The following is a 21805-nucleotide window of genomic DNA, read 5'->3' as shown; positions in this document are numbered from 1 at the left end:
CGAGAGCATGATCCGGAAAAGTGCGCAGCGGTTTTCCGGAAAGATCATGCGCAAACAAGAAGATAAAGCGTGGTGGCAATTCGGTTCTAATCCTGCCGGGTCCAGGCAGGCTCCAGCTTGGACAGATAGGCGCAGACCATGTCGGCCAGCGCGTCGGCATAGGCGTTCGTCTCGGCTTCCGTCCGGGGTGTTTCCGAGAATTCCTTTCCGACCGCGGTGATCGTGGTGATGATCAGGTCGCCGGTCAGCTCGCGGGTTTCATCGGACGCCGCCGGAAGCGCCTCGCGCATGAAGCTTTTGATGATGCGGTCGCCTTCGCCATGAATCTCCAATGTTTCCGGGGCATCGCGATAGAGCGGCGCCGCATCGTCGAGAGCCGTGCGCAGGGCCGCTTCCGCGCATTCGGAGCGGACGAAGGCGTGGACGAGGCTGCGCAGCCGGTCGGGCGGCGATCGCGAGGCGTCGCCAAGAATTACTGCCCACTGCGCGGTCGTCTGCCGCCATTCGTCGCTCTGCAGCCGGAACAGGATGGCCGCCTTGTTCGGAAAATACTGATAGAGCGACCCGACGCTGACCCCGGCCTTCTCGGCCACCCTGGCCGACGTGAAACGCTGTGCGCCCTCCGCCGCCAAAACCTGAACAGCCGCCTCGAGAATGGACGAAACGAGCTCCGTCGAGCGGGCCTGCTTGGGGATTTTTCGTGAGGAAATACGGGGTGTTGGGCGGTCCGGCATAGAGGCTTTCCGGGAATGCGATTAGAAAATGCGACGAATTAATCGTATTTCTAATTCCACCACGAAGCAACCTTTCTCATGGATTTCCCGATGACCACTCTCACCACAGCACCCATGGCGCCGCTCCTCGATCGCCTGTTCCAGGAGGCCGATGCCGCGACCAGCCCGGCCATAGGCGTCCTCACCCGCGACGAGCGCGAGAGGCTGATGCGCAGCAAGACCGAATATCTTGGCCTCTACAGGCTGATGAAGGATCTGTGGCTCCCGGTGTCGCGCGAGACAGGCGTCCTGCTCTACATGCTGGCGCGCAGCTCAGCCGCCCGCAACATCGTCGAGTTCGGCACGTCATTCGGCATTTCGACACTGCATCTGGCGGCGGCGCTGCGCGACAATGGCGGTGGCCGCCTGATCACCAGCGAGTTCGAGCCGTCCAAGGTCGCCCGCGCCCGCCGGCATCTGAGCGAGGGCGGCGTCATCGACCTGGTCGACATCCGCGAGGGCGATGCCCTCAAAACGCTCAATGCCGATCTTCCCGACGCCATCGATCTCGTGCTGCTCGACGGCGCGAAGTCGCTTTATCCCGAAATCCTGGGCTTGCTGGAAAGTCGTCTCAGGCCCGGCGCGCTCATCGTCGCGGACAATGCCGATTATTGCCCGGACTATCTGGAGCGCGTACGCAAACCGGGCGGCGGCTACCTGTCCGTGCCCTTCGCCGAAGATGTCGAGCTGTCGCTGCGGCTCGGCTGAAGCCCGCGTTTCCATCTCGCAACCGTCCTCGATCCACAATGCCGCATCGGCGGCCGTAAGCGTTCAACGTCATTCAACGCACTCATCCACCATGAGAGCTTGAACATGTCCGACATTGAACCACCGAATCTCGCTTATCGCCGCGTCCTCGCTTTGACGGTCGCTTTGTTTCTGTCCTATCTCACCGTCGCCATGGCGCTGCCGGCGGTGCCGGTCCATGTCGTGCAGGGGCTCGGCCTCGGCAATGCCTGGGGCGGTCTGGCCGTCGGCATCGCGTTTCTGTCGACGATCCTGACCCGCGGCTGGGCCGGCGCCTGGTCGGACCGGATCGGCGGCAAGCGCGCTATGCAGCGGGGCCTGCTCCTCTACGCGGTGGCGGGAGGGGTCTGCGTTGTTGCAGGCTGGTCCGGGCTTTCCACGCCGGAAAGCTACGCCGTGCTCATCATCGGTCGCCTTCTGCTCGGGCTCGGCGAGAGCGTGGCCATGGTCGGCATGGTCGCCTGGGCCATCGGCCTGATGGGGCAGGCTCGCTCGGGGCAAGTCATCTCGCTGGTCGGCATGGGCATCTATGGCGCCTTCGCCGCCGGCGGGCCGCTGGGCCTGATGCTGCTCGACCGGCTGGGCTTCGCCGGGTTGATGCTCGTCTGCACGTTGCTGCCGCTCGTCGGGATGATCGCCATTCACTGGATTCCGGCCGTCGCAACGCACGCCGGTCAGCGCGAATCCTTCTGGAAGATCATCGGGCGTATCTGGAAACCGGGCGCCGCGGTAGGGTTGCAGGGCGTCGGCTTTGCCGGGCTCGGCGCCTTCTTCTCCCTCTATTTCTTGAGCAAAGGCTGGCCGCATGCGGGCCTCGGCCTCACCTGCTTCGGCGTCGGTTTCGTTCTGGTGCGCCTGTGCTGCGGCCACCTGCCGGACCGCATCGGCGGTAAGCGTGTCGCGATCGTCTCGCTGATCGTCGAGGCCTGCGGGCAATATCTGCTGTGGCTTACGCCGGGGCCTGAGGCGGCGCTCGCCGGCGCGTTGCTGACCGGCATCGGCTGCTCGATGGTGTTTCCGGCGATGGGATCGGAAGTCGTCAAGCGCGTGCCGGCGCATCTGCGCGGCACCGCGGTCGGCGGCTTCGCGGCGTTCCAGGATCTCGCTTATGGCGCCACGGGTCCGGTCGTCGGCATGCTGGCCGACCACTGGGGTTATTCTTCCGTCTTTCTCATCGGCGGGCTCGCCGCGACGCTGGGTCTTTGGGTCGTGCTGTCGATCCGCGCGACATCCTGACTTGTGGCATTCGCCACAGACGTGCGGTGTGTCCGGAAAATATGGTCTCATCCGCACCCTGTATTGTCTGGAACGAGATGGAGAATGGTCATGAAGAAGGCTCTTCAGCATTCCGTGCTCACCTCGACGACGGCGCGCCGACTGATCGGCGTGACCTATCTTTCCGCCTTTGTCGCGCTTTCGGCTGTCGATGTGGCGGCGGATCCGGTCAGCTTCGGCAAGGCTTTGAGTTTCTCGAGCGAGCAGAATACGAGTTACGCGCCGACCGATGACAAGCAGGCCTTCAGCATCGATTTCAATGGTCTCGAGATCGGCCTGGGCCGCAATCCGGTGGCGACCCCCGTCGTCACGCGCAGCTATTCGATGGTCATTCCTGTGTCCGACGCGGATAAGGGCGCCGAGATCCCCTTCAATTTCCAGGGATACGCTTTGTGCCTGGAGGGCGTGAACGCCTATGCGGTGTTCAGCGTCAACGGCCAGACCTCGGCCATCAGCTTCCCGCCGGGGCATGACGACAGTTTCGTGCATACGATGAAATTCAAGGCGCCCTATGCGGACGATCTCAGGGTCACGATCTTCCTGTCGCTCGAACGCGACGCCAGGCATGCCGACGCCGAGGGCGTCAAGACCCTGAAGAAGAAACCTTGAACACCGTGACTGCGGCTCACGCCGGAACGTACCGCAGCCTGATCACATCCGCGTCGAGCCGGTCATGCGCCACGAGGCGGAGCGGCGGCCGGGGGCCGGCGAAATAGGGCTTGCCGCCGCCGAGCACGACGGGGTGCAGGTAGATGCGGTACTCATCGATCAGGCCGAGCTCGGTGAGGCTGCGCGCCAGATCCGGGCCGGCAACTTCGATCTCGCCTTCATGCTCGGCCTTCAGCTTGCGCATCGCGACTGCGAGATCGCCTTCGACAAGCCGGGCATTGGGGCCGACTGACGTCAGCGTGCGTGAGACGACCCATTTCGGCTGCCTGCGCCACGCCGCCGCGAAGGCCCGCCGGTCTTCATCCCATTCCGGATGTTCATCGTCCCAATACCGCATGAGCTCATATACGCAACGGCCATAGACACTGCCCGCCTGCGCCCGAGCCTCTTCGATGAAGTGGCGGAAGAGCGTTGGGCTCGGTCCGAACTCCATATGGTCGACATAGCCGTCGAGCGACTGGTTCATCCCGAACACGAGCTTGGCCATACGATCTCTCTTTCCTTGCGGCATATGCTGATCTCATTGAACTTTAGCGCACCCTTGCGAGTTCTCCTATCCGTGGAAGGAGAACGGCCGTGCTCGACATACACAGGACCAGGCATCGCACGCTCGACGTGAACGGCGTGAGCCTGTTCTACCGTGAGGCGGGACAGACCGGCGCGCCCGGCCTGCTGCTGCTCCATGGTCAGCCCAGCTCTTCCTACAGCTTCCGCGATGTCATCAGCCCCTTGGCGGAGGTGGCGCGGGTCGTTGCGCCCGATCTGCCCGGCTTCGGCTTCACCGAGGCGCCCGGCGATTACCCATACACGTTCGATGCGATGGCGCGGACGATCGATGACCTGACGCGGCAGATCGGGCTGGAGCGCTTCTTTCTCTACATCCACGACTTCGGTGCGCCTGTCGCTTATGACCTGGCGCTGGCGCGGCCGGATCGTGTGCTGGGGCTCATCATCCAGAACGGCAATGCCCATGAGGAGGGGCTGGGCCCGGACTGGGAGCCGAACAAGGCCTATTGGGCTGATCCCACCCCGGAGAACCGCGCCAGGCTGCCGGAATGGCTGAACTTCAAGGGGACCAAGGACACCTATGTCGGCAAGATTCCGGATCGGCTCAAGCCGCTCTTCGCGCCCGAGGGCTGGCATCTCGACTGGGAGCGGATGAGCCGGCCGGGCCTCGTCGAGATCCAGTTCCGCATCTTTGAAGACTATGGCCGCTATATCGCCCGCTTTCCGGAAATCTCGGCCTATCATCGCAAGCATCAGCCGCCCGCGCTGATGCTCTGGGGGCGGCACGACCCGTATTTCGAGATTGAGGAAGTGCTGTCCTATGCCCGCGAGCTCGACCGTCTGGACATGCACATCTATGATGGAGCGCATCTCCTTCTCGAGACGCATCATCAGGAATGCGCGGCGCTCATGCGTGCGTTCATTCTGAACACCCTTCATTCCCACTCGGCCGGCGAGTAGCCCGGGCTCCTTCCACCACCCGGATCATGCAGGATGCCCCCTTGCATGCCGCCAATCCATGCTTTATATACTGAACCATATGGTTCAGTATATTGCAGCGCGTCTCGATTCCTCCTTCGCCGCGCTCTCGGACGCCACCCGGCGCGGCGTCCTGGAGCAGCTCGGGCGTTCGGACGCGTCGATCACGGAGCTTGCCGAAAAATTCCACATGACCCTCACGGGCATGAAGAAGCATGTCGGCGTCCTGGAGCAGGCGGGTTTCGTCGTCACGCAGAAGGTGGGGCGGGTGCGGACCTGCAAGCTCGGCCGACGCCGGCTGGAGGAAGAGGCGGCCTGGATCGAGGGATACCGCCGGCTCTGGGATGCGCGCTTCGACGCGTTGGATCAGGTTGTCGAGGAATTGAAGCGGAAGGAAAAAGCCGATGGTCGAAAGAAGAGAGAATGAGTCCGACCCGAAGAAGAACCGAACGACGGCGGAACGGAAGTCAGACCGGGAGCTGGTCGTCACGCGGACCTTCGACGCCCCGGCGCGCATCGTCTACGAAGCCTGGACCACTCCCGAGCTGTTCATGCGCTGGTGGGCGCCGAAGTCGATGGGCGTGCCCCTGCTTTCCTGCGAGATGGATGTCCGTGCCGGGGGCAGTTACCGCCTCGAATTCGGACACGACGCTTCGGACGCCATGGCGTTCTTCGGCAAGTATCTCGAAGCGACCTCGCCTTCACGCATCGTCTGGACCAATGAGGAAGCCACCGACGCGCCCATCACCACGGTGACCTTCGAGGAAAAAGACGGCAAGACACTGCTGGTCCTGCGCGAGCTTTATCCCTCGAAGGAAGCGCTCGACGAAGCCATCGGGATGGAGGAGAGCATGGCCGAGCAGTTCGAGCAGCTGGACGAGCTTCTCGTCACGCTGGGGACGGGACGGTTGCCACGAGAACCGTAGCGTCTGCTGGAGCATCGGCCCGGGAAGTGCGTGCGGTTCCCGGGCAATGCGTAAAATAAATGAGATAGAGCGCCGGGGAGTACACCGAAGCACCCGGCGCTCCAGCGGCTAACGTTCGAATATAATATGGACGATGCCGCTCTCTGCGGTTTCTGTCTTCACCATGTAGCCCGCTTCAAGGCCGCGCAGATCGTCCCAGAGGCGGATGCCTCGGCCAAGCAGGATCGGGGTGATGGCGACGTGGAGGCGATCGACGAGTCCTGCCTTGAGGAAGTCGCGCGCGACACTGGCGCCGCCGCCAATCCGCACGTCCTTTCCATCGGCAACGGCGACAGCCTGACGGAGCGCATCGGCTGGTGTCGTGTTGATGAAATGAAACACTGTGCCGCCGGCCATTTCGGTGGAGGGCCGCGGCTTGTGAGTCAGGACGAAGACCGGGACCCGGAAGGGCGGCTCTTCTCCCCACCATCCACGCCAGTCCGGATCGTCGGGAAAGTTGTGGAGTCCGAACATGCCGGCGCCCATGATCTCCGCGCCGATATTTGCGAAGTAATCGCTTGCATATCTGTCGTCGATGCCCGTCGTGCCTTTGCCGCTGGTGTCCTTGAACACGCGCTCGCGGAATGTCCTTGTCGCGGCATACGCAGCGACGAGGCGTGGCCAGTCCTCGCCGAACGGTTTTTCGGGCGTCTGGTCCGTCGTTGTCGCGAATCCATCGAGTGAAATGTTGAGATCGATACGAACTGCCACGGGGAGGTCCTCTTACAAACTAAGGTACTTGCCTAAGTATATGGGATCGAATACTAAGGCAAGTACCTTTTTGTCCTTGACCACCGTCACCGGCCCCCTTTACTGACTTACATGCCCCACCATTCGACTCCTCTCGATCTGGCCTTTCACGCGCTCAGCGACCCGACCCGCCGCGCGGTCGTCTCGCGGCTTGCCGAGGGCGAGGTGCCGGTCAGTGTCCTGGCCGAGCCCTTCGACATGGCGCTGCCCTCCTTCGCCCAGCACCTCAAGGTCCTGGAAGATTGCGGGCTGATCGCCAGCGAGAAGCGCGGGCGCAGCCGCTGGTGCCGGCTGGTGCAGACGCGCTTCAACGAGGCGGCGGACTGGATGGAGACGGAGCGCCGGAGCTGGGCCAGGCGCTTGGATCGGCTGGAAGTCTACCTGGACAAGGCGGAGAAAAAATAAGGGTCATGGCAAATCCGTTTGAGACCTGGTCGCTCGATCGCGAGATCGTGCTCGTCAAGCTGCTGAACCACCCACGCGAGAAGGTCTTTGCCGCCTGGATGGACCCCGAGGCCCTGGCGCAATGGTACGGTCCGGCCGGCATGAGCATCGAGAGCCACGAGGCCGATATCCGCGCGGGTGGGGTCTGGCGCTTCGACATGGTGGGCGTGTTCGAGGGCCGGGAGCGGCGTTTCCCGAACCTGATGCGTTTTCTGGAGATCGTGCCGAACGAGCGGATCGTGATCGACTATGGCAGGCCCGAACCAAACGACCCTGACCGTTTCCGCGTCACGGTGACCTTCGATGAGCAGGCCGACGGCAAGACTGTGCTGACCATGCGCCAGCTCCACCCCAGCCGTGAGCGGCGACAGGTGGTCATCGGCTTCGGCGCGGTCGAATACGGGCTGCAGACACTGGACGGTCTCGCTGCCTGGCTGGACGGCTGAACGCTAAACAGTAGACTCCATACTCGCTGTGCGTTTCCTTGGCGCGCTGTCGTGATGGGGGCGGTGTTCACGAAAGGCAGCCGCAAGCGTTCTGAGCGCTGCGCGGGATCTCGCATCCGAAAGCGTTGAAAGCAGCACGATCTCGGATGAAGGAAGGGCAGGGAGTCCGAGCCGCCGGCTGACCTCGACCGTGCCCGGCGGCGCAAGCCGGTAAGAGAATACCGAGATGGCCAGGCCGGCCGCGACGGCGTCGGCAACGGCAAAGGAACCGCAACCGAGGAAAACCTCCGTCCACGGTATTCCCGCGGCGTCGAGCGCCCGCGTGGTGATGTTCCGGATGCCGCATGAGGGTGAGGATGCAGCCAGGCGCAGGGGCTCGCCGGCGCGATGCACAAAGTCCGGCGTGGCGAACCAGCCGAAATGCTCCGGCGCGAGGACCTCGCCATCGCGTCGGTCGTCCTCCCGGCGGATGATCGCCGCATCGATTTCACCGCGCTCAAAAGCGTCGAGAAGGTCACGGGAATCGTTCAGCCGCACTTCGATGGTGAGCGCCGGGTCGTGCGCGCTCAGCCGCGCCAGCACTGTCGGAACTTCCGGCCCACCGACATGGGTGGCAATGCCGAGCGTGAAGCGGCGCCGGACTGAAGACAGCCCAGTTATGGCGCGGTCATGTGCGGCGAGGAAGTCTCGCGCAGACTCGAGGAACACCGCGCCTTGCGCCGACAAACGCACCAGCCGCGGCGTCCGCTCGATCAGTTTCTTGCCGATCTGGTCTTCCAGCCTCTTCAGCTTCACGCTGATCGCACCCTGCGTGGTGCCGAGCGCTTCGGCTGCGCGCGTGAAATTCTGGAGATCGGCGATGGTCACGAACGCCTTCACGGCATCGACGTCCAGCGTGATCATGTGAACCATCCTGATTTGTTGTCTCAGATATAGTCAATCACCCAATTCTAAAATGATCAAGCGGGGCCTAGTTTCACTCCATTATGTTGAAAGGCCGAAACTATGCACTCTGCACTGAGCCGTCGAGGCGTCGTCGTATTGGTCGCCGTATGCCTGGCGTGCCTGATGTTTGGACTGGAGATCTCCAGCATTCCCTCGATCCTGCCGACGCTGGAGCGGGTGTTGCAGGCGGACTTCAAGCAGCTCCAGTGGATCATGAACGCCTACACCATCGCGGTGACGACCGTGTTGATGGCGACGGGAACGCTGGCCGATCGTTACGGACGCAAGCGCATTTTCCTAATCTCCATCGCAGCGTTCGGCCTGACGTCACTGATCTGCGGCGTGGCTGAGAGCGTCTCGACGCTGATCATCGCCCGGTTTCTTCAAGGCATGAGTGGTGGCGCGATGCTGATCTGTCAGATTGCCGTGCTCTCGCATGAATTCCAGGGCGGACGGGAGCGCGCGATCGCATGGGGCTGGTGGGGGATCGTCTTCGGCATTGGTCTGGGCTTCGGGCCGATCATCGGTGGCGCGATCGTCGCGGTTTCGAGCTGGGAGTGGGTGTTTCTCATCCACGTGCTGTTTGCGGTCCTGGCACTCGTGCTCACCGCGAGCGGCGTTCATGAATCGAAGGACCCGAAGGCCGGCAGCCTCGATATTGCTGGCATCCTGACGCTGTCGCTGTCCGTCTTCTGTCTGGTTTTCTACATCACGCAGGGACCGGATCTCGGCTTCGCCAGCCCGGGTGCCTTGGCGATCCTCGGCGCCTCCATCGCGAGCCTCATCGCCTTCCTCATCGCCGAGAAGGTCAGCCGGCGACCGATGTTCGACTTCTCGGTATTCCGTGTCCGTCCTTTTTCGGGTGCGATCATCGGCTCGGCCGCGATGAACCTCAGCTACTGGCCTTTCATGATCTATCTCCCGATCTGGTTCCAGGCCGGGCTTGGTTATGACAGCGTCTCCGCCGGTCTCGCATTGCTCGCCTACACGCTGCCGACGCTTGTGATGCCGCCTTTGGGAGAACGGCTTTCGTTGCGCTACCGGCCCGGTCTCGTCATTCCGGCCGGACTGTTCACGATCGGCGTCGGCTTCATTCTGATGAAGTTTGGCAGCGCTGCTGCGCACGCAGATTGGTTGACGATGCTGCCTGGGTGCCTGCTCGCCGGGATTGGCCTCGGCCTGACCAATACCCCGGTCACCAACACGACGACCGGCTCGGTTTCAAGCGACCGCGCGGGTATGGCGTCCGGCATCGATATGAGCGCGCGGATGGTCTCACTCACGCTCAACATCGCGCTTATGGGGTTCATCCTGGTCGAAGGCGTTCAAGCCTCGCTGAGAGGTACGCTTCCCGGCGTCACCGACGCCGCATTGTTGCGGCCGCTGGCGGAAAAGATCGCCGCCGGCGCGGTCATTTCGCCCGAGCAGAACATATCCGGCGCCATCATTCATGCGGCCCTTGTGGACGGTTTCGGTTGGGTCTTGCTCTACGGCGGAGTAGGAGTCTGGATTCTGGCCGGAATCAGCTTCTTGATATTCGGCTTCGCAAAGCCGGCTCGTGCTTGACGCATTACCCTAGGTATTCCCTCTGCGGCGTGGCAATTAAATGCGCTGTCACAGAAATATTCTGCGTGGCAGTTACGGTCGAGCTATGCCGAGGCCCTCGACCGTCTCGGCAACCTGCTCGAACACCTCAGGGAAACACGATAATGCAGACCATCACCTCCGCCGACGGCACCACGATCGCCTACGAGAAGACCGGCTCCGGCCCGGCGATCATCGTGATCAGCAACGTCGCCGAGGATCACACTGGTGTCGCCGGCCTGACCAAGATCCTGTCGGAGCACTTCACGGTGATCAGTTTCGATCGCCGGGGCCGCGGCGGCAGCGGTGACCCACAGCCCTACAACCCCGCCCGCGAAATCGAGGATATCGCCGCTCTTATAGAAATTGCAGGCGGCTCAGCGGCCTTGACTAGCGGTTCCGGCGGCTGTGCGATCGCGCTCGACGCGGCGAGCGCGCTCGGCAACAGAGTGACGGGACTCTACCTTTACGAGCCACCGTTCATCGTTGATGAGTCTCGGCCGCCAGCTCCCGCCGACTATGTCGATCATGTGGAAGAGCTTGTTGCGGCGGACAAGCGCAGCGAGGCCGTCGAATATGTGATGACGGATATGATCGGCGTTCCCGCCGAGTATATCGAGTCGATGAAGCAGGACCCGTCCTGGAATGAGATGGCGCGTTACGCCCATACCTTCGCTTACGAGGGGCGAATTCTTCAGGGACTTATGGACGGCAAACCCCTACCCGCCGACCGTTGGTCAATCGACGCACCGATTGCAGTCGCCGTCGGCGGCAACAGCGAGCCCTATTTCCGCGCGGGCGCCGACGCGCTGGCCGCGCTCCTGCCGAAGGTCACGGTGCTGACACTGCCCGGCCAGGATCACGGTGCGTTCTGGGCGGCGCCGGAACCGGTCGCCGGACAAATCCGCGAATTCCTGCTCAGCTGACGGAGCGAAGGCAGTCAATTTCGGTGACAGTGCATCAATCTTGGCGCGTCCCCCGGGATTTCGGTGACAGTGCACTAATCTTGGCACCCCCCGATATTTACTCTGCGGCCTGGCAATTAAATGCACTGTCACCGAAATCCGTGCTGTCAGCGAAATTCGTGTCACGGAAATCCGCCTCGTGATACTGTCTCAAGCGACAAACGGATAGGAGATACATATGCCGGAGAAGCTGACAGCAGCAGAGGCGCGAGCTACGTTGGAGGGGATTGTCGCCCTTGCCTGCCGAATCTCCAAAATGGATCCCAAGGATTTTCGGGTCAAGGAGGGAGGAAGGCAGCGCACAAACAATGCAAGTATTGATCTTTATTCGTCTGTTCAGAATGTTGAAGCCAACATCAATACAACTTCAGCGAGGAACGGTGGTCTGATCAGGAGGTCATTTGCTGTTGTACAATTCGCTGACAACGTACCGGCCGATCTCAAGATAGTTGAATGGGATGCGAAAAAAGATTGGGGCAGGGGTGACTATCGTGAAATATGGTCGAAGCCATATAGTGACCTTAAAGCGAGACAAGAGATGGCCTCTTTGATGGCCGAAAGCATTGGTGAACTCCGTGGAACAGGTGAATAGGGATCCGGAAACACCCTGCGTTCCTTACGCGTGAAAGACCTGAGGACGCGCATAAGTTCAGTGGCGCGCCGACAGAATTCACGATGGCCATCGGGACTTGTAGCGATCGCGTCGACCGATATAATCGTGTGTTCTTAATGTCACAAGCTAGAAGACACCGCGAACCAAGCTATTCGCTTTTTCAGTGACAGTGCCATCTAATCTTGGTGCATGCCCTAGGCATTCATTCTCCGGACTGACATTAAATGCACTGTTACCGAAATCGATAATGGTCTTTCACGTGGCCTCCCACCTGCAGGATTATTCCCACAGACTAGCCTGGTCGACGCCGCGTCTGGCGCGGCGCGCGTGCTCGGTGTAGGTTAGCAGCGAAGGCCAGGTGGCGGGCGCGGGTATGTTGCGTTGCGTATGAAGCATTTCCCTGCGTCCAGGGTGGTGGACCCAGCGGCCCGCTACGGCCACGAAGGTATTGCTACCGGCCTCGGTCTCCTGCAGGGTCTCCACGTCAAACCATGTCTCCCTGCGGCGCGGCTTGGCCTTTTCGTACATCGACGCGACCAGCGCACGGTCGTTCCAGTCCCGGAAATAGAGATTGGCATGGCCACGCACCGCCTGCAGGTCGTTAAAGGCGGCCACGTCCGAAACACGGTCGATGACGCCGAGTTTCCCCAAAAGTTTCTCGAGGCGGTAGATAGCCGGATCAAAAGACAAGAGCAGAAAGCGGGGTGTTAGCGGCATCAGGAGCATGGCACCCGGACTACCGATGCCGGCGCCCCCCAACACGTTCTTTTGCAGGTGGAAGCGGTTAGTATAGACCACCGGATCGTCGGACGTGAAGAACGGCATCACCGTTCGATTGAGTACAATCCGCGTCTGGAGGTGAGCCGTACTTTCGATGCTGTTTCTGAAGGCGCTCAGTGCTAGCTGAAGGGCCATTTCGTGGGTCACAACAAGGCTTTCCAGCAGCTCCGGCGTGGCCTCGTCGGCCACCATCGCGCGTTCCGCCTCGGCTAGCCGGATTTCGCCCTCGATCCATGCGGCGCTCCTGTAGGACTGCAAGAGCATGAAGCCGCTTAGGGTCGAGATGTCTGTCCATGTCGCCGCATGGGGATCGTTGACGACGCGCCGCATGATCTCGCCGTATTCACCTTCGGGCTCTTGCAGCGCCCGTTCCAGTTCGCCGTCGCGCCCGTAGAAATAAGGCTTAGCGCACTGCCCCTTAGCCGGTGCCGCCTGTATCAGCAGCTCGCGAGCCATATTGAACACATTGATTGCCGCGCCTTCATCGTCCGCACAGAAGGCACGGAGGTAGCAACGGGGTACGAAGTGTTGGGATTTGTTGGCGGGCATGGCGGGTGGATGATGTGGTGCTTCAACTACCGACGCAACGTGTTGTCGTCTGTCGACGCGTCAGGGGCGGCACTCATCCGCGCAATGATCGCATCTTCAATCCTGGAAATTTCGGTGACAGAATTTCGGTGACGAGAATTTCTGACAGAATTTCGAATTTCGGTGACAGTGCACTTAATCTTGGCGCCTCCCCCCTGAGCATTCACTCTGCGGCGTGGCAATTAAATGCGCTGTCACCGAAACTTTGGTATATTGTATCGCTCAGTTTAGAGGCGAATTATGAGACCTATACTAAACACATTCTTTCTCGCATTTCTTTTGCTCATTGCAGCTTGTTCTGACAACGAAAGCTGGACACAAGAGCAACGTTCAAATGCGCGTAATATACTGAATGCTTGGAACGCCTTTAACGAAGCCAATCGTATCCAGAATGACAATGGCTTAATTGTTTCTAGGGAGCAAATACAGCCAATCATTGTGAATCTGCGATCGGCATACGAATATGCGCAGGTGGTACAGGACGATGTATTGGACAAAGTTCATCCGGAATTGAAACAACACTGGAAACGCGAGTTCATCGAAGGGCTTCGACAACGACTGCAGAACCTAGAATCGGGCACTGGAGCTGTCGCTGCAGAGATAGGCGGATCCATCAAACTGGATCAATTTGGAGAATGGATGATGGAAAACAAGGGTGAAATCAAAATACCAAAGGCAAACTAAAAGCCGACGCGGACGTAGCTCAGATGCTTCTCTGACGTGAGATGTGCTGGATGGCCTCCTGGAGATCATGATCGAGCTCGTTGGGGGCAGTACGCTCAAGGTGCCTGTAGTAGGTCGCACGCGAGAGGCCCGCGAGCCGACACAGATGGCCAGCCTCATGAGTGGGGTTCGTTGCGATCATCTCTTTGACGACTTCGGCGAGGCGGGTCCGCGTCTGCCTTGCGTGGCCTTCCCGTCCATGGCACGCAAGGCTTGTCGAAAAAAAATCGAGTTCCAGTTGCTGGCGGCCGATCACCCGTTCAAGCTCAGCGATACGATGATGCGCAACCGCCAAAGCTCCCCGGCCTTCACCTATCGGAACATCCGGTACCGGCTTCAACCGCCTGCGTCCGGGCTTCGGCCCGCGCTTGCGGTTGAGGCCTTCTGGGCCAAGAGCTTTGTAGGCTCTCACCCAGTCATGCAGCGCTTTGCGCGTCACACCCAGATCGCGCGCCACAGGCAGAACGCCCTCACCACGCTCGACCCGCTTTATGGCCTTCAATTTGAACGCTACCGGGTACTGGCCGCTCTTGGACTTGCTGCTTCTCTTCAGCACAGGCTATCCTCCTTGGACTACCTGTAACCGAAATTGCCGTGTCTCATTCAAGGGGTGCAGCCCAGCACTGTCACCGAATCCCAGAATGATCGAACGCCTCATCCTAGGCCTTCTCATTCGAACCGGTTGTTATGCGCGCGGTCTTCTTCCCGCTCGATTCGGCGCTGGGCATCGACGTACGCTTCTAGTTTTCTTTTCGCCTCGGCCATCGCCTCGGCTAGGACAGGGGTATCGGCCCCAGGCAGGTTGTTCAGGAGCTTGAGTCGCCCCTCGAGCTTGGTCGCAAGCGAGCCACTCCAGCTTGAGGGACGGAGGCGATTGACGATTTCATTTAGCACGTGGCGCGGGTCCGGCGCTTTCTCAAGTAGCCTCCTCGCGAGCGGTGTCCATTCGTGGGGCTCGCCCTCCTTCGGCCGCTTGAAGAGTAAGACCACGGATGCGGCGAGCGGATAGCGCAATGCAGGATCTCGGTCGCACCACATAACTGCGATATCATCGGGCAACGCATCCATGACGTTCTTGCGAAAATGCAGAAGATTGTTAAGAAGGCGTACGCTCGCCCGTTGTGACTTCGCATCGCCGGAGAACAGCTCATCAAGGATGGCGAACGGGTGGATCTCCAGCAGAGCCTTCACAAGATCGTCGTAGTCGTATCCGCTGACATCGTGATTCGCTGCGGCAACCAAGAGCTTGCGGCAAAGCGCCTTCGCAATGGGAGCACCTTCCTCTCCGGCCAACGAAGCCATGACGACGACGCCAAGCTCGTGATCCTCCCGCGTCGTGTGGTTATCCTTTCCGTGGAATTCAAATGCATTGAGCACAAAGCGACCCGCTTCGCAGACCTCCGGCAACGGCTGGCGCTTGTCACTGCGGTCCGAATACAAGCGCATCGAGATTACCTCAAGACCGACCGGGAATCCGCCAGGCCTGCGCGCGATGGCAATCACCAAGTCGCGGAACTCCGGGCCCGGCACGTTGTCGGAGACACGGCCATAGGCCAGACATTGGTAATTCGCGATCTGTGCCTTACCGAGCGCAAGCGCACGATGCAGCCGGCCAAGTGCGCGTTCGTCAAGCTGTGCGCTGGCCTGCAGAATCGGAAACCACGCGGCAAAAGCAGGATGCTCCAGCGCCTCATCAAGGACAACGTCGGCAAGTGCCGCATCACGCTTCTGCAGTCCACTTATGAATCCGCGCAAGAGCTGTGGGCTTGCGTTTTTGGTTGCTGCAAACTGTGCAACAATCGCATCCCACATCGCGCGCGGGTTTTCGGTGGCCTCTGCCAATGCTTCGCCGAACGATGACGTCCGTGTGTCTCCAGCCATCAACTCCGGCAACACGGTTTTGAACGTGCCGTTGTCCGCCGCCACGTCATGGCCGAGTTCACGCATTGCCGTGGCTGAACGTGCAGCACGCTCAGCGTAGCGCGCGGTCGAGCCACTCTCATCGTCGTCTTCGTCATCATCAAAGTCATCCAGGTCGAGACCTCCTGCGCGCGCACCGATGACAAGCCCGCGCACTTTACTGACAATATCCTTAGGCCGCAGGAATTCTTCCAGCTCCGTCAAGCGATCGCGAAGCTCAGGGACCATACCCTTGCCATCGTAGACGCGGGTCTGGCGTGCAGCGATCCAGCCGTCGCGCCAAAACGACATGGCGGCGATCGCGCGAGAAAGCTGGTCTAACTCATCCGCCCTGCCCGAGTGGGTCCAGAGGCCCCGGAACTTCCGGGCGATTGCTTTCTGCACTTCTCCGACTACAGGACTGTCCGACAGGGCAAACTTGCCCGCGAGTTTCAGTACGGTGTCGAACCATGCGCGCACATCCGCGCCGGTTGGCGGGTAGTAGCCGTAGTCTCGGGAACGCGCACCGAAGTCGAATTCATAGTGTGAGGAGAAGTGGTCTGTCTTCATTAGGGATTCGAGCGCCTTGACACCAAGGTGGCGCATGGCCTCGTCCTTGGAGGTCATCAGCGCTTCCACGGCCTTCACGCGTATTTCGACTGGAGCATGTGTGCCGGATAGGACGATATGGAATAGTGACTTAACAACACCAGTCGCGTCATTGTCCTTGTCATCGCCAGTTGAAAGCGCCACGAATTTCACGAGCAAGGCAAGAGCGCGTTCGAAGAAGGCGGAGTCGTATGCGAGTGAGCGCAAGAGCCGAACGAAATGCGTACAACGTAGGAGCGTGGCCTCATCGGCGACAGACAGTGCATTCTCTAGCGCCAAAAGTACGGCCTTCGGCGCGACCGGTGCGACGTTAGTGAACATCGCACGGCCAAGCTCCGTAAAATTTGCTAGATCACCGAGCAGACCGTTCGGCGCCACCCAAGCCTTCACGATAGCCTGAGCTTCCTTGCTGTCATCAAGATATCCAAGACGCCGTGAGAAGGAGCGGAGAAGGCGTTCCGATGCATTGTCGACGAGCACCGAATTTACCCTTGCCGGCGCAACGGCATTAAGCGCTCTCTTGGCGAGACGATTAGCGATCGCATGCGGCAGCACTGCACGCCATTTTGCGCGAGTCTGCACGAGGTCTCGTTGCTTGAGCTCTGCCACTCCGGCATACATCTCCTCGGTCGATTTGCCGATGAGGCTGCCGAGGACGGGAAGCTCTGCCTCGTCGCCATCAAGAGTCTCGCCGTCGAACGAATAAACTAGGGAACAGGCTTGCGCAGTTAGGAGGAGCGATGGGTCAGGATCGTGGCGCTGCTGAAAGAGACGCTTGAAAAGCTCTTCTTCACTCAAGCCCGCGACGGCTTCGGTCTTCTCGATCCGGGATGCCAGTGCCATGGCGACCCGGGCATTGCCGCCAGAGAACTCCGCAACGGTATGCGCATCGATCTGCGAGAGGTGCGGGTAACGCCGCTTCAACAGCTTCTCGATCAGCGGTACGGAAGACGTTTCCAGAACAAAGACGTCAGTGCCCTCCGGCTGGTCCTCTCGAATATCGTACTCGATAGTGAGTACGCTGATTGTCGAACCATTCGATCGTGCGATCTCTGAGAGCCGCCTATGCAGTTCCGGTGTGCAATTATCGACAACCAGGATGGCGCGGGTCTGTCCGGCGATCAGGTCCGAGGCAAGCCCGGCAGGCGGAGGGCCGGGCTCGTCTGCTTCGTTGGAATAAATCGCAAGCGATGGATCAAGCGCGTCTTCGCCAACGCCAGCGTCAAACAGCGCTTCAGCAAGCCGTGTTTTGCCGACACCGGAAAGCCCAACGAGCCGCACCACATTCCCAGGTAAGGCAAGCACCTTCCGGATACGGTTGATGCCTTCGATTGCGGAGACCCCTTCACCGTCTTTGTCGCTTGTACGTATGCGCGCAAGGTCATCGGCTAGGTAGCTCGCGTCAACACCAGCGGGCGCAAGCGACCACGAACCGTAGGATTGCCAACCCGGCATCGCCTTGCCGATCTGAGCACGTACCCACGGAATCTGCCCGGGATGATCCCGAACCCATGTCGCCGTCCGGTTACGGTCATAAAAATCGAGCGCGAGCTTACCTTCGGCGGGCGTGCCTCTGATGGCTTCGGCCATCGCGCTGCGGCGGTCGGTCAGAGCCGAGTCCGATGTGGAACCCGTAGAACTCACGATGATGTAGGCGCCACCAGCCGCCGCGAGCTCGAGGATGACGGGCCGTACGCCTCCCTTCGGTATCATCTCCTTCAGAATCTCCGCCCGTGGCAAATCGGGCTTCTTGACCTGAAAACCGGATGCCGGCTTCGGCACGAAGCCTTCGATCTCCGTCCCGACCGGAAGTGCTACCCGAACATCGAGACCGCCGTCTTTCGCGTCTTGATTTCCACCGTAGGTGATGGCGGATGTGGGCAGCTTCCGTCGGCGCATCTCCGCCTCGCAGAGAAGCCCGATTAAGGTACGCAGATCCGCGTCGCTTAAAGCAGCGATATCGTCGCCAGTAATTTCGAACATGGGTTAGCCTATGCAGTTGACGCAATCGCGTCAACGAACGGTGGTAACTCAGTCTTGCTAGGAATATCAGGGCTCGGTCGCGCCTGTGGGTGCGGTATTGCCACGGCTTGATCCACCGTCCATGCCGAATTCTTGCGGGCCGCCATGGGTGAAATAGAAGAGTCAGGTGGTGGTCGGCCGGCTAATCACGGAATCGCTGGTTTCGGCACGCTCATGTGTGAGTATATCAACCATGGCGGAAGTCTTGTTCTGGAAAGCGTGCCTTACAATCCTTAGCCGGCGCCGTGGAGATCGATGATCGTTATCCGCATTCCAGCTTAGACACAGTGCTGGAACGCGCCGTCCCAGGCATCCGGGTGTTGATAGCTGTGTATTAGAATATGGCGCGCCCGAAAGGATTCGAACCTCTGACCCCCAGATTCGTAGTCTGGTGCTCTATCCAGCTGAGCTACGGGCGCGCAATGGAATAAGGGGCGGCAAGCCGCCCGCGGGCGCACTCTCTAATACGGCTTTCCGGCAAAGGCAAGCCACGGATTTCACCAATCTTTTCGCTGGCCTATTTGGCCACAAAGGCTCGACATTCCGCAGCTGGATGAAAACGGAAGGGTCGAAGTGGCGAGGAAGACGAAGAGAGATGGTGATCGCCGGGCTGATCTGCCGCGAGGTCTCCGGATTTCCCTGATGCGGCGGCGTGTCGGGCGCCAAGTGATTGAAATCATTCAGGTCGGCACTTTTTTCGCGAAATTTCCCTGTAATTCCCTGAAAATCCCTGTATCGGCGTGCCGGCCCTCAGAGCCGGTGCTTCTCGCGATACCCCGGAAACCCACCCGTGCTCTCGGCCGCCCACAGCGCCCGGCCGATGGCCCGCGTCAATGTGTCGGCGGCGATGCTCCCCAAGGCCGCGACACCCAGGGCGTGCTGCTCGGGCAGGGGCTTCTTGCCCGTCGACAGCGCGAAGACCGTGTCGCCGTCGAACGGCGTGTGGATGGGGTGGATCGCCCGCCCCAGGCCGTCCCTCGCCATGATGGCGAAGCGTTTCGCCTCGATTCGGCTCAGCGTCGCGTCCGTCGCCACCACCGCGATGGTGGTGTTCTGCAAAGGCTTCGGATCGAACTTGCTGTCTTCGAGGGGCGATGCCTGCGGTCGCGCGCCCTCGCGCGATGTGTCCGGCCCCATCTCCAGCCCAAGCGCCATGTCGCGCGCCCACAGCCTCGACGTGCCTGGAATGACGCAGGAGCCGACGGAGTTCACCGCCACGATCGCGCCGACCGTATAATCGCGCCAGCGCGACGACGCGCTGCCGAGCCCGCCTTTGAGCCGCCCGGCAATGGCGCCAAGGCCGGCGCCTTTATTGCCGATCTCGAAATCATGCTTCGCCGCCTGCAGCGCCGCGAGCCCCAGCTCGCGATAGGGCGGCTGATCGTCCGGCCATTTGGCGCCGCCATTCATGATGTCGAAGAGAATGGCCGACGGCACCACCGGGCAGGGCACCGGCTGGTTGCCGAAGGTGAAGCCCACGCCGCGTTTCGCCAGCTCGATGACGACGCTCGAGGCCGCGTCGAGCCCGAAGACCGAGCCGCCCGACAGCACCAGCCCATGCACCGTCTCGATGAGATTGGCGGCATCGAGCGCCGCCGTCTCGCGGCTGCCGGGCGCCCCGCCGCCGATCTCGATCGCCGCCACCGCGGGCTCGTCGGGCAGGATCACGGTCGTGCCGGTCAGCGCCAGCCAGTTCTCGGCATTGCCCACTTTGAGCCCCGCCACATCGGTGATGAGATTGCGCGGGCCCGGCCTGATCTCGTCGGATTTAGCCGTCAAGGGCGGACCTGCGCTCTGCGCGCTCGCCCCGTTTGGGCGGCCGCACCTCGCTCACCCGGTCGGGCAAGGTCAGCATGAAGCTCGTGCCGTCACGCCCCGTTTGCGACATCCATAATTCGCCGCCATGGGCGCGCACCAGGTCGAAGGCGATGGCGAGGCCCAAGCCCGTGCCGCCCGGTTTCGCGGCACTCTGGAACGCCTCGAAGAGCCGGCCCCGCACATGCTCGGGGATGCCGGGCCCGTTGTCGCTGACGCTCGCCGTGACGACCGATCCCTCGCGCCACGCCTTGATCGTCACCACCCCGTCGCGCTCGGAGGGCGCGTCCTTCTGATGCTGCTCCAGCGCCTCGACCGCGTTGCGCGCCAGATTGGTCAGCACACGGAACAGCTGGTCGCGGTCGGCATCGGCCGACAGTGTCTGCGGCACATTGTTGTAGAGCACGATGCGGCTCGACGCCTCGACGACGACGCCTTCGATCACCTCATCGACGAGCAGCGCCAGGATGAACTTGTCGCGTTTCGGCTTCGGCTCCTCGGCGCGGCCATATTTGAGCGTCTGCACGCACAGCGAGATCGCCCGGTCGAGCGAGAGGATGAGCTTCGGCGCGAATTTCTGCACCGTCGGATCGTTCACCATCGACAGCCGGTCGGAGATCAGGTGCGCCGAGGACAGCATGTTGCGCAGGTCATGGCTGATCTTGCTGACCGCGAGGCCGAGTGCGGCCAGATGGCTCTTCTGATGCAGCGCCGAGGAAAGCTCCAGCTGCATGTGGCGCAATTCGCGCTCCGCGATGCCGATCTCGTCGCTGCGTTTCGACGGCGCGATGATGCGCTCGGGATTCTCCGGCGCCCCGGCATAGGCCTGCATATGTTCGGAGAGCCGCCGCATCGGCTTCACCAGCACCTGGTTCAGCGCGAGGAAGACGAGGCCGGCGACGAGGGCCGACAGGAACAGCGACAACAGGAAGATGTTGAGCGCGTAGCGCAGCATCGCGGCGCGCAATGGCGCCTCCTCGAGCGCCACGTCGATGAGCTCGCCCGAGCTGTTGGGCGGCGTGTCGGTGACCCCGATCACCCGGCCATTGCCGGCGATCAGGGCGCCGAAGGCGTCATAGATGGCGGGCAGCGTCGAGCTCTCGCGCAGGTCGAAGCTCTCGTCGATCATGTCATAGCTGTCGCTGCGCAGGATGAGCTGGCGCGAGTCGCCCTTCTTGAGCGACACGACCAGCACGCCCGCCCCGGCCAGGAGCTCGCTTTTCAGGTCCTCGGACAGCATCTGGTCGGGGGCGGCCTCGACGGCCAGAGCGGCGATTTCGGCCTGGGCGATCCGATTCTTGAGCCAGTTCAACCGGAAATTGGCTATGGAGGGCAGGAAGATCAGGATTTCGCCCAGCATCACGAAAAGAAGCGTCAGGCGCAGCAGCTTGCCCGACAGGCCCTGGAACAGGCCCGGGCTCTTCATGCGCTCAGCTGTGGCGGGATCCGTCATTATGGCGGTTACACTAACACCCCGGACGGAAAGGAAAAAGTGGAGTTACAATGCGGCCTTAACGGGTGGGGTTGGGTTGCCCTTGGGGCGGAAAACCGGCCTTGGTGACGCAGGCGCCCTGGCGATTGCGGGAAATATCGGGTGAAGATTGACTTTGCTCGCCTTTTCACCCTATATGCCGCGCCATTCCAGAAGCGAGTGAATTGTCCCCTCGCGGCGCTCTCCGGGCCGGCTGCCCGGTCCGTGGATCGAGCG

The 21805-nt window shown here is 61.2% G+C and carries 21 protein-coding genes and 1 tRNA gene; 12 read left to right on the top strand and 10 right to left on the bottom strand.

Annotated features, from left to right (window positions below; genetic code table 11):
• Positions 1 to 86 precede the first annotated feature (86 nt).
• Positions 87 to 734 (bottom strand): TetR/AcrR family transcriptional regulator, encoded by a 648-nt coding sequence (locus JHL16_RS27690; RefSeq protein ID WP_200188118.1) that lies wholly within the window; start codon positions 732 to 734, stop codon positions 87 to 89.
• Positions 735 to 824: 90 nt separating this feature from the next.
• Here JHL16_RS27690 and JHL16_RS27685 point away from each other — a divergent pair, with 90 nt between their 5' ends.
• From JHL16_RS27685 to JHL16_RS27675, 3 genes are all read left to right on the top strand, one after another.
• Positions 825 to 1481 carry an O-methyltransferase gene (locus JHL16_RS27685; RefSeq protein ID WP_200188117.1) on the top strand — a complete coding sequence of 219 codons (657 nt, stop codon included), beginning with the start codon at positions 825 to 827 and terminating at the stop codon, positions 1479 to 1481.
• A 105-nt stretch (positions 1482 to 1586) separates the two neighbouring features.
• A complete protein-coding gene (locus JHL16_RS27680) occupies positions 1587 to 2756 on the top strand; it encodes an arabinose transporter (protein ID WP_200188116.1) in 1170 nt (389 codons plus the stop codon).
• Positions 2757 to 2846: 90 nt separating this feature from the next.
• Positions 2847 to 3404 (top strand): hypothetical protein, encoded by a 558-nt coding sequence (locus JHL16_RS27675; RefSeq protein ID WP_200188115.1) that lies wholly within the window; start codon positions 2847 to 2849, stop codon positions 3402 to 3404.
• A gap of 16 nt (positions 3405 to 3420) precedes the next feature.
• Here the strand turns inward: JHL16_RS27675 and JHL16_RS27670 are convergent, their stop codons facing one another.
• Positions 3421 to 3951 carry a dihydrofolate reductase family protein gene (locus JHL16_RS27670; protein ID WP_200188114.1) on the bottom strand — a complete coding sequence of 177 codons (531 nt, stop codon included), beginning with the start codon at positions 3949 to 3951 and terminating at the stop codon, positions 3421 to 3423.
• Positions 3952 to 4040: 89 nt separating this feature from the next.
• Here JHL16_RS27670 and JHL16_RS27665 point away from each other — a divergent pair, with 89 nt between their 5' ends.
• The 3 genes from JHL16_RS27665 to JHL16_RS27655 all read left to right on the top strand — a co-directional run bounded on the left by JHL16_RS27665 (position 4041) and on the right by JHL16_RS27655 (position 5875).
• Entirely contained in the window at positions 4041 to 4931 is an 891-nt protein-coding gene (locus JHL16_RS27665) for an alpha/beta fold hydrolase (protein ID WP_200188113.1), read from the top strand.
• A 79-nt stretch (positions 4932 to 5010) separates the two neighbouring features.
• Positions 5011 to 5376, top strand: coding sequence for an ArsR/SmtB family transcription factor (locus tag JHL16_RS27660; RefSeq protein WP_200189563.1), 366 nt, complete (start codon positions 5011 to 5013; stop codon positions 5374 to 5376).
• On the top strand, positions 5354 to 5875 hold the full coding sequence (locus JHL16_RS27655; protein ID WP_200188112.1) for an SRPBCC family protein: 522 nt from the start codon (positions 5354 to 5356) through the stop codon (positions 5873 to 5875). Before JHL16_RS27660 ends, JHL16_RS27655 begins: the two co-directional genes overlap by 23 nt.
• Positions 5876 to 5983: 108 nt before the next feature.
• Here the strand turns inward: JHL16_RS27655 and JHL16_RS27650 are convergent, their stop codons facing one another.
• Complete coding sequence (locus tag JHL16_RS27650; protein WP_200188111.1) at positions 5984 to 6625, bottom strand: dihydrofolate reductase family protein; 642 nt, start codon at positions 6623 to 6625, stop codon at positions 5984 to 5986.
• A gap of 111 nt (positions 6626 to 6736) precedes the next feature.
• On the opposite strand from JHL16_RS27650, the gene JHL16_RS27645 reads away from it, so the two are divergent.
• Together JHL16_RS27645 and JHL16_RS27640 are read left to right on the top strand one after the other, a co-directional pair.
• A complete protein-coding gene (locus JHL16_RS27645) occupies positions 6737 to 7069 on the top strand; it encodes an ArsR/SmtB family transcription factor (RefSeq protein WP_200188110.1) in 333 nt (110 codons plus the stop codon).
• Positions 7070 to 7074: 5 nt separating this feature from the next.
• On the top strand, positions 7075 to 7554 hold the full coding sequence (locus JHL16_RS27640) for an SRPBCC family protein (RefSeq protein ID WP_200188109.1): 480 nt from the start codon (positions 7075 to 7077) through the stop codon (positions 7552 to 7554).
• Positions 7555 to 7557: 3 nt separating this feature from the next.
• On the opposite strand, the gene JHL16_RS27635 is transcribed toward JHL16_RS27640, so the two are convergent.
• A complete protein-coding gene (locus JHL16_RS27635) occupies positions 7558 to 8457 on the bottom strand; it encodes a LysR substrate-binding domain-containing protein (protein WP_200188108.1) in 900 nt (299 codons plus the stop codon).
• Positions 8458 to 8559: 102 nt separating this feature from the next.
• Here JHL16_RS27635 and JHL16_RS27630 point away from each other — a divergent pair, with 102 nt between their 5' ends.
• From JHL16_RS27630 to JHL16_RS27620, 3 genes are all read left to right on the top strand, one after another.
• Positions 8560 to 10065, top strand: a complete 1506-nt coding sequence (locus tag JHL16_RS27630; RefSeq protein ID WP_200188107.1) for an MFS transporter — start codon at positions 8560 to 8562, stop codon at positions 10063 to 10065.
• Between the two features lie 143 nt (positions 10066 to 10208).
• Complete coding sequence (locus JHL16_RS27625) at positions 10209 to 11009, top strand: alpha/beta fold hydrolase (protein ID WP_200188106.1); 801 nt, start codon at positions 10209 to 10211, stop codon at positions 11007 to 11009.
• Between the two features lie 217 nt (positions 11010 to 11226).
• Positions 11227 to 11640, top strand: a complete 414-nt coding sequence (locus JHL16_RS27620) for a hypothetical protein (protein WP_200188105.1) — start codon at positions 11227 to 11229, stop codon at positions 11638 to 11640.
• Between the two features lie 300 nt (positions 11641 to 11940).
• Here JHL16_RS27620 and JHL16_RS27615 read toward each other — a convergent pair whose 3' ends face one another.
• A complete protein-coding gene (locus tag JHL16_RS27615) occupies positions 11941 to 12990 on the bottom strand; it encodes a DUF4238 domain-containing protein (protein ID WP_200188104.1) in 1050 nt (349 codons plus the stop codon).
• Positions 12991 to 13269: 279 nt separating this feature from the next.
• On the opposite strand from JHL16_RS27615, the gene JHL16_RS27610 reads away from it, so the two are divergent.
• Positions 13270 to 13713, top strand: coding sequence for a hypothetical protein (locus JHL16_RS27610; protein ID WP_200188103.1), 444 nt, complete (start codon positions 13270 to 13272; stop codon positions 13711 to 13713).
• A gap of 19 nt (positions 13714 to 13732) precedes the next feature.
• On the opposite strand, the gene JHL16_RS27605 is transcribed toward JHL16_RS27610, so the two are convergent.
• The 5 genes from JHL16_RS27605 to JHL16_RS27585 form a co-directional block, all read right to left on the bottom strand.
• Positions 13733 to 14308, bottom strand: a complete 576-nt coding sequence (locus JHL16_RS27605; RefSeq protein ID WP_348647289.1) for a helix-turn-helix domain-containing protein — start codon at positions 14306 to 14308, stop codon at positions 13733 to 13735.
• A 113-nt stretch (positions 14309 to 14421) separates the two neighbouring features.
• Positions 14422 to 18243: a hypothetical protein gene (locus JHL16_RS27600; protein ID WP_200188102.1), complete on the bottom strand. Its 3822-nt coding sequence runs from the start codon at positions 18241 to 18243 to the stop codon at positions 14422 to 14424.
• A gap of 381 nt (positions 18244 to 18624) precedes the next feature.
• Positions 18625 to 18701: transfer RNA gene (locus JHL16_RS27595), tRNA-Arg, on the bottom strand.
• Between the two features lie 331 nt (positions 18702 to 19032).
• Positions 19033 to 20061 carry a P1 family peptidase gene (locus tag JHL16_RS27590; RefSeq protein WP_210346098.1) on the bottom strand — a complete coding sequence of 343 codons (1029 nt, stop codon included), beginning with the start codon at positions 20059 to 20061 and terminating at the stop codon, positions 19033 to 19035.
• Entirely contained in the window at positions 20051 to 21550 is a 1500-nt protein-coding gene (locus JHL16_RS27585) for a sensor histidine kinase (protein WP_200188101.1), read from the bottom strand. The genes JHL16_RS27590 and JHL16_RS27585 overlap by 11 nt, the downstream gene beginning before the upstream one ends.
• Positions 21551 to 21805 lie beyond the last annotated feature (255 nt).

It is taken from the genome of Taklimakanibacter albus, from assembly GCF_016595235.1.
GTDB classification, from domain to species: domain Bacteria; phylum Pseudomonadota; class Alphaproteobacteria; order Rhizobiales; family Aestuariivirgaceae; genus Taklimakanibacter; species Taklimakanibacter albus.
Note: the sequence above shows the minus strand (reverse complement) of the source record. Positions and strands in the feature narration are given on the sequence as shown.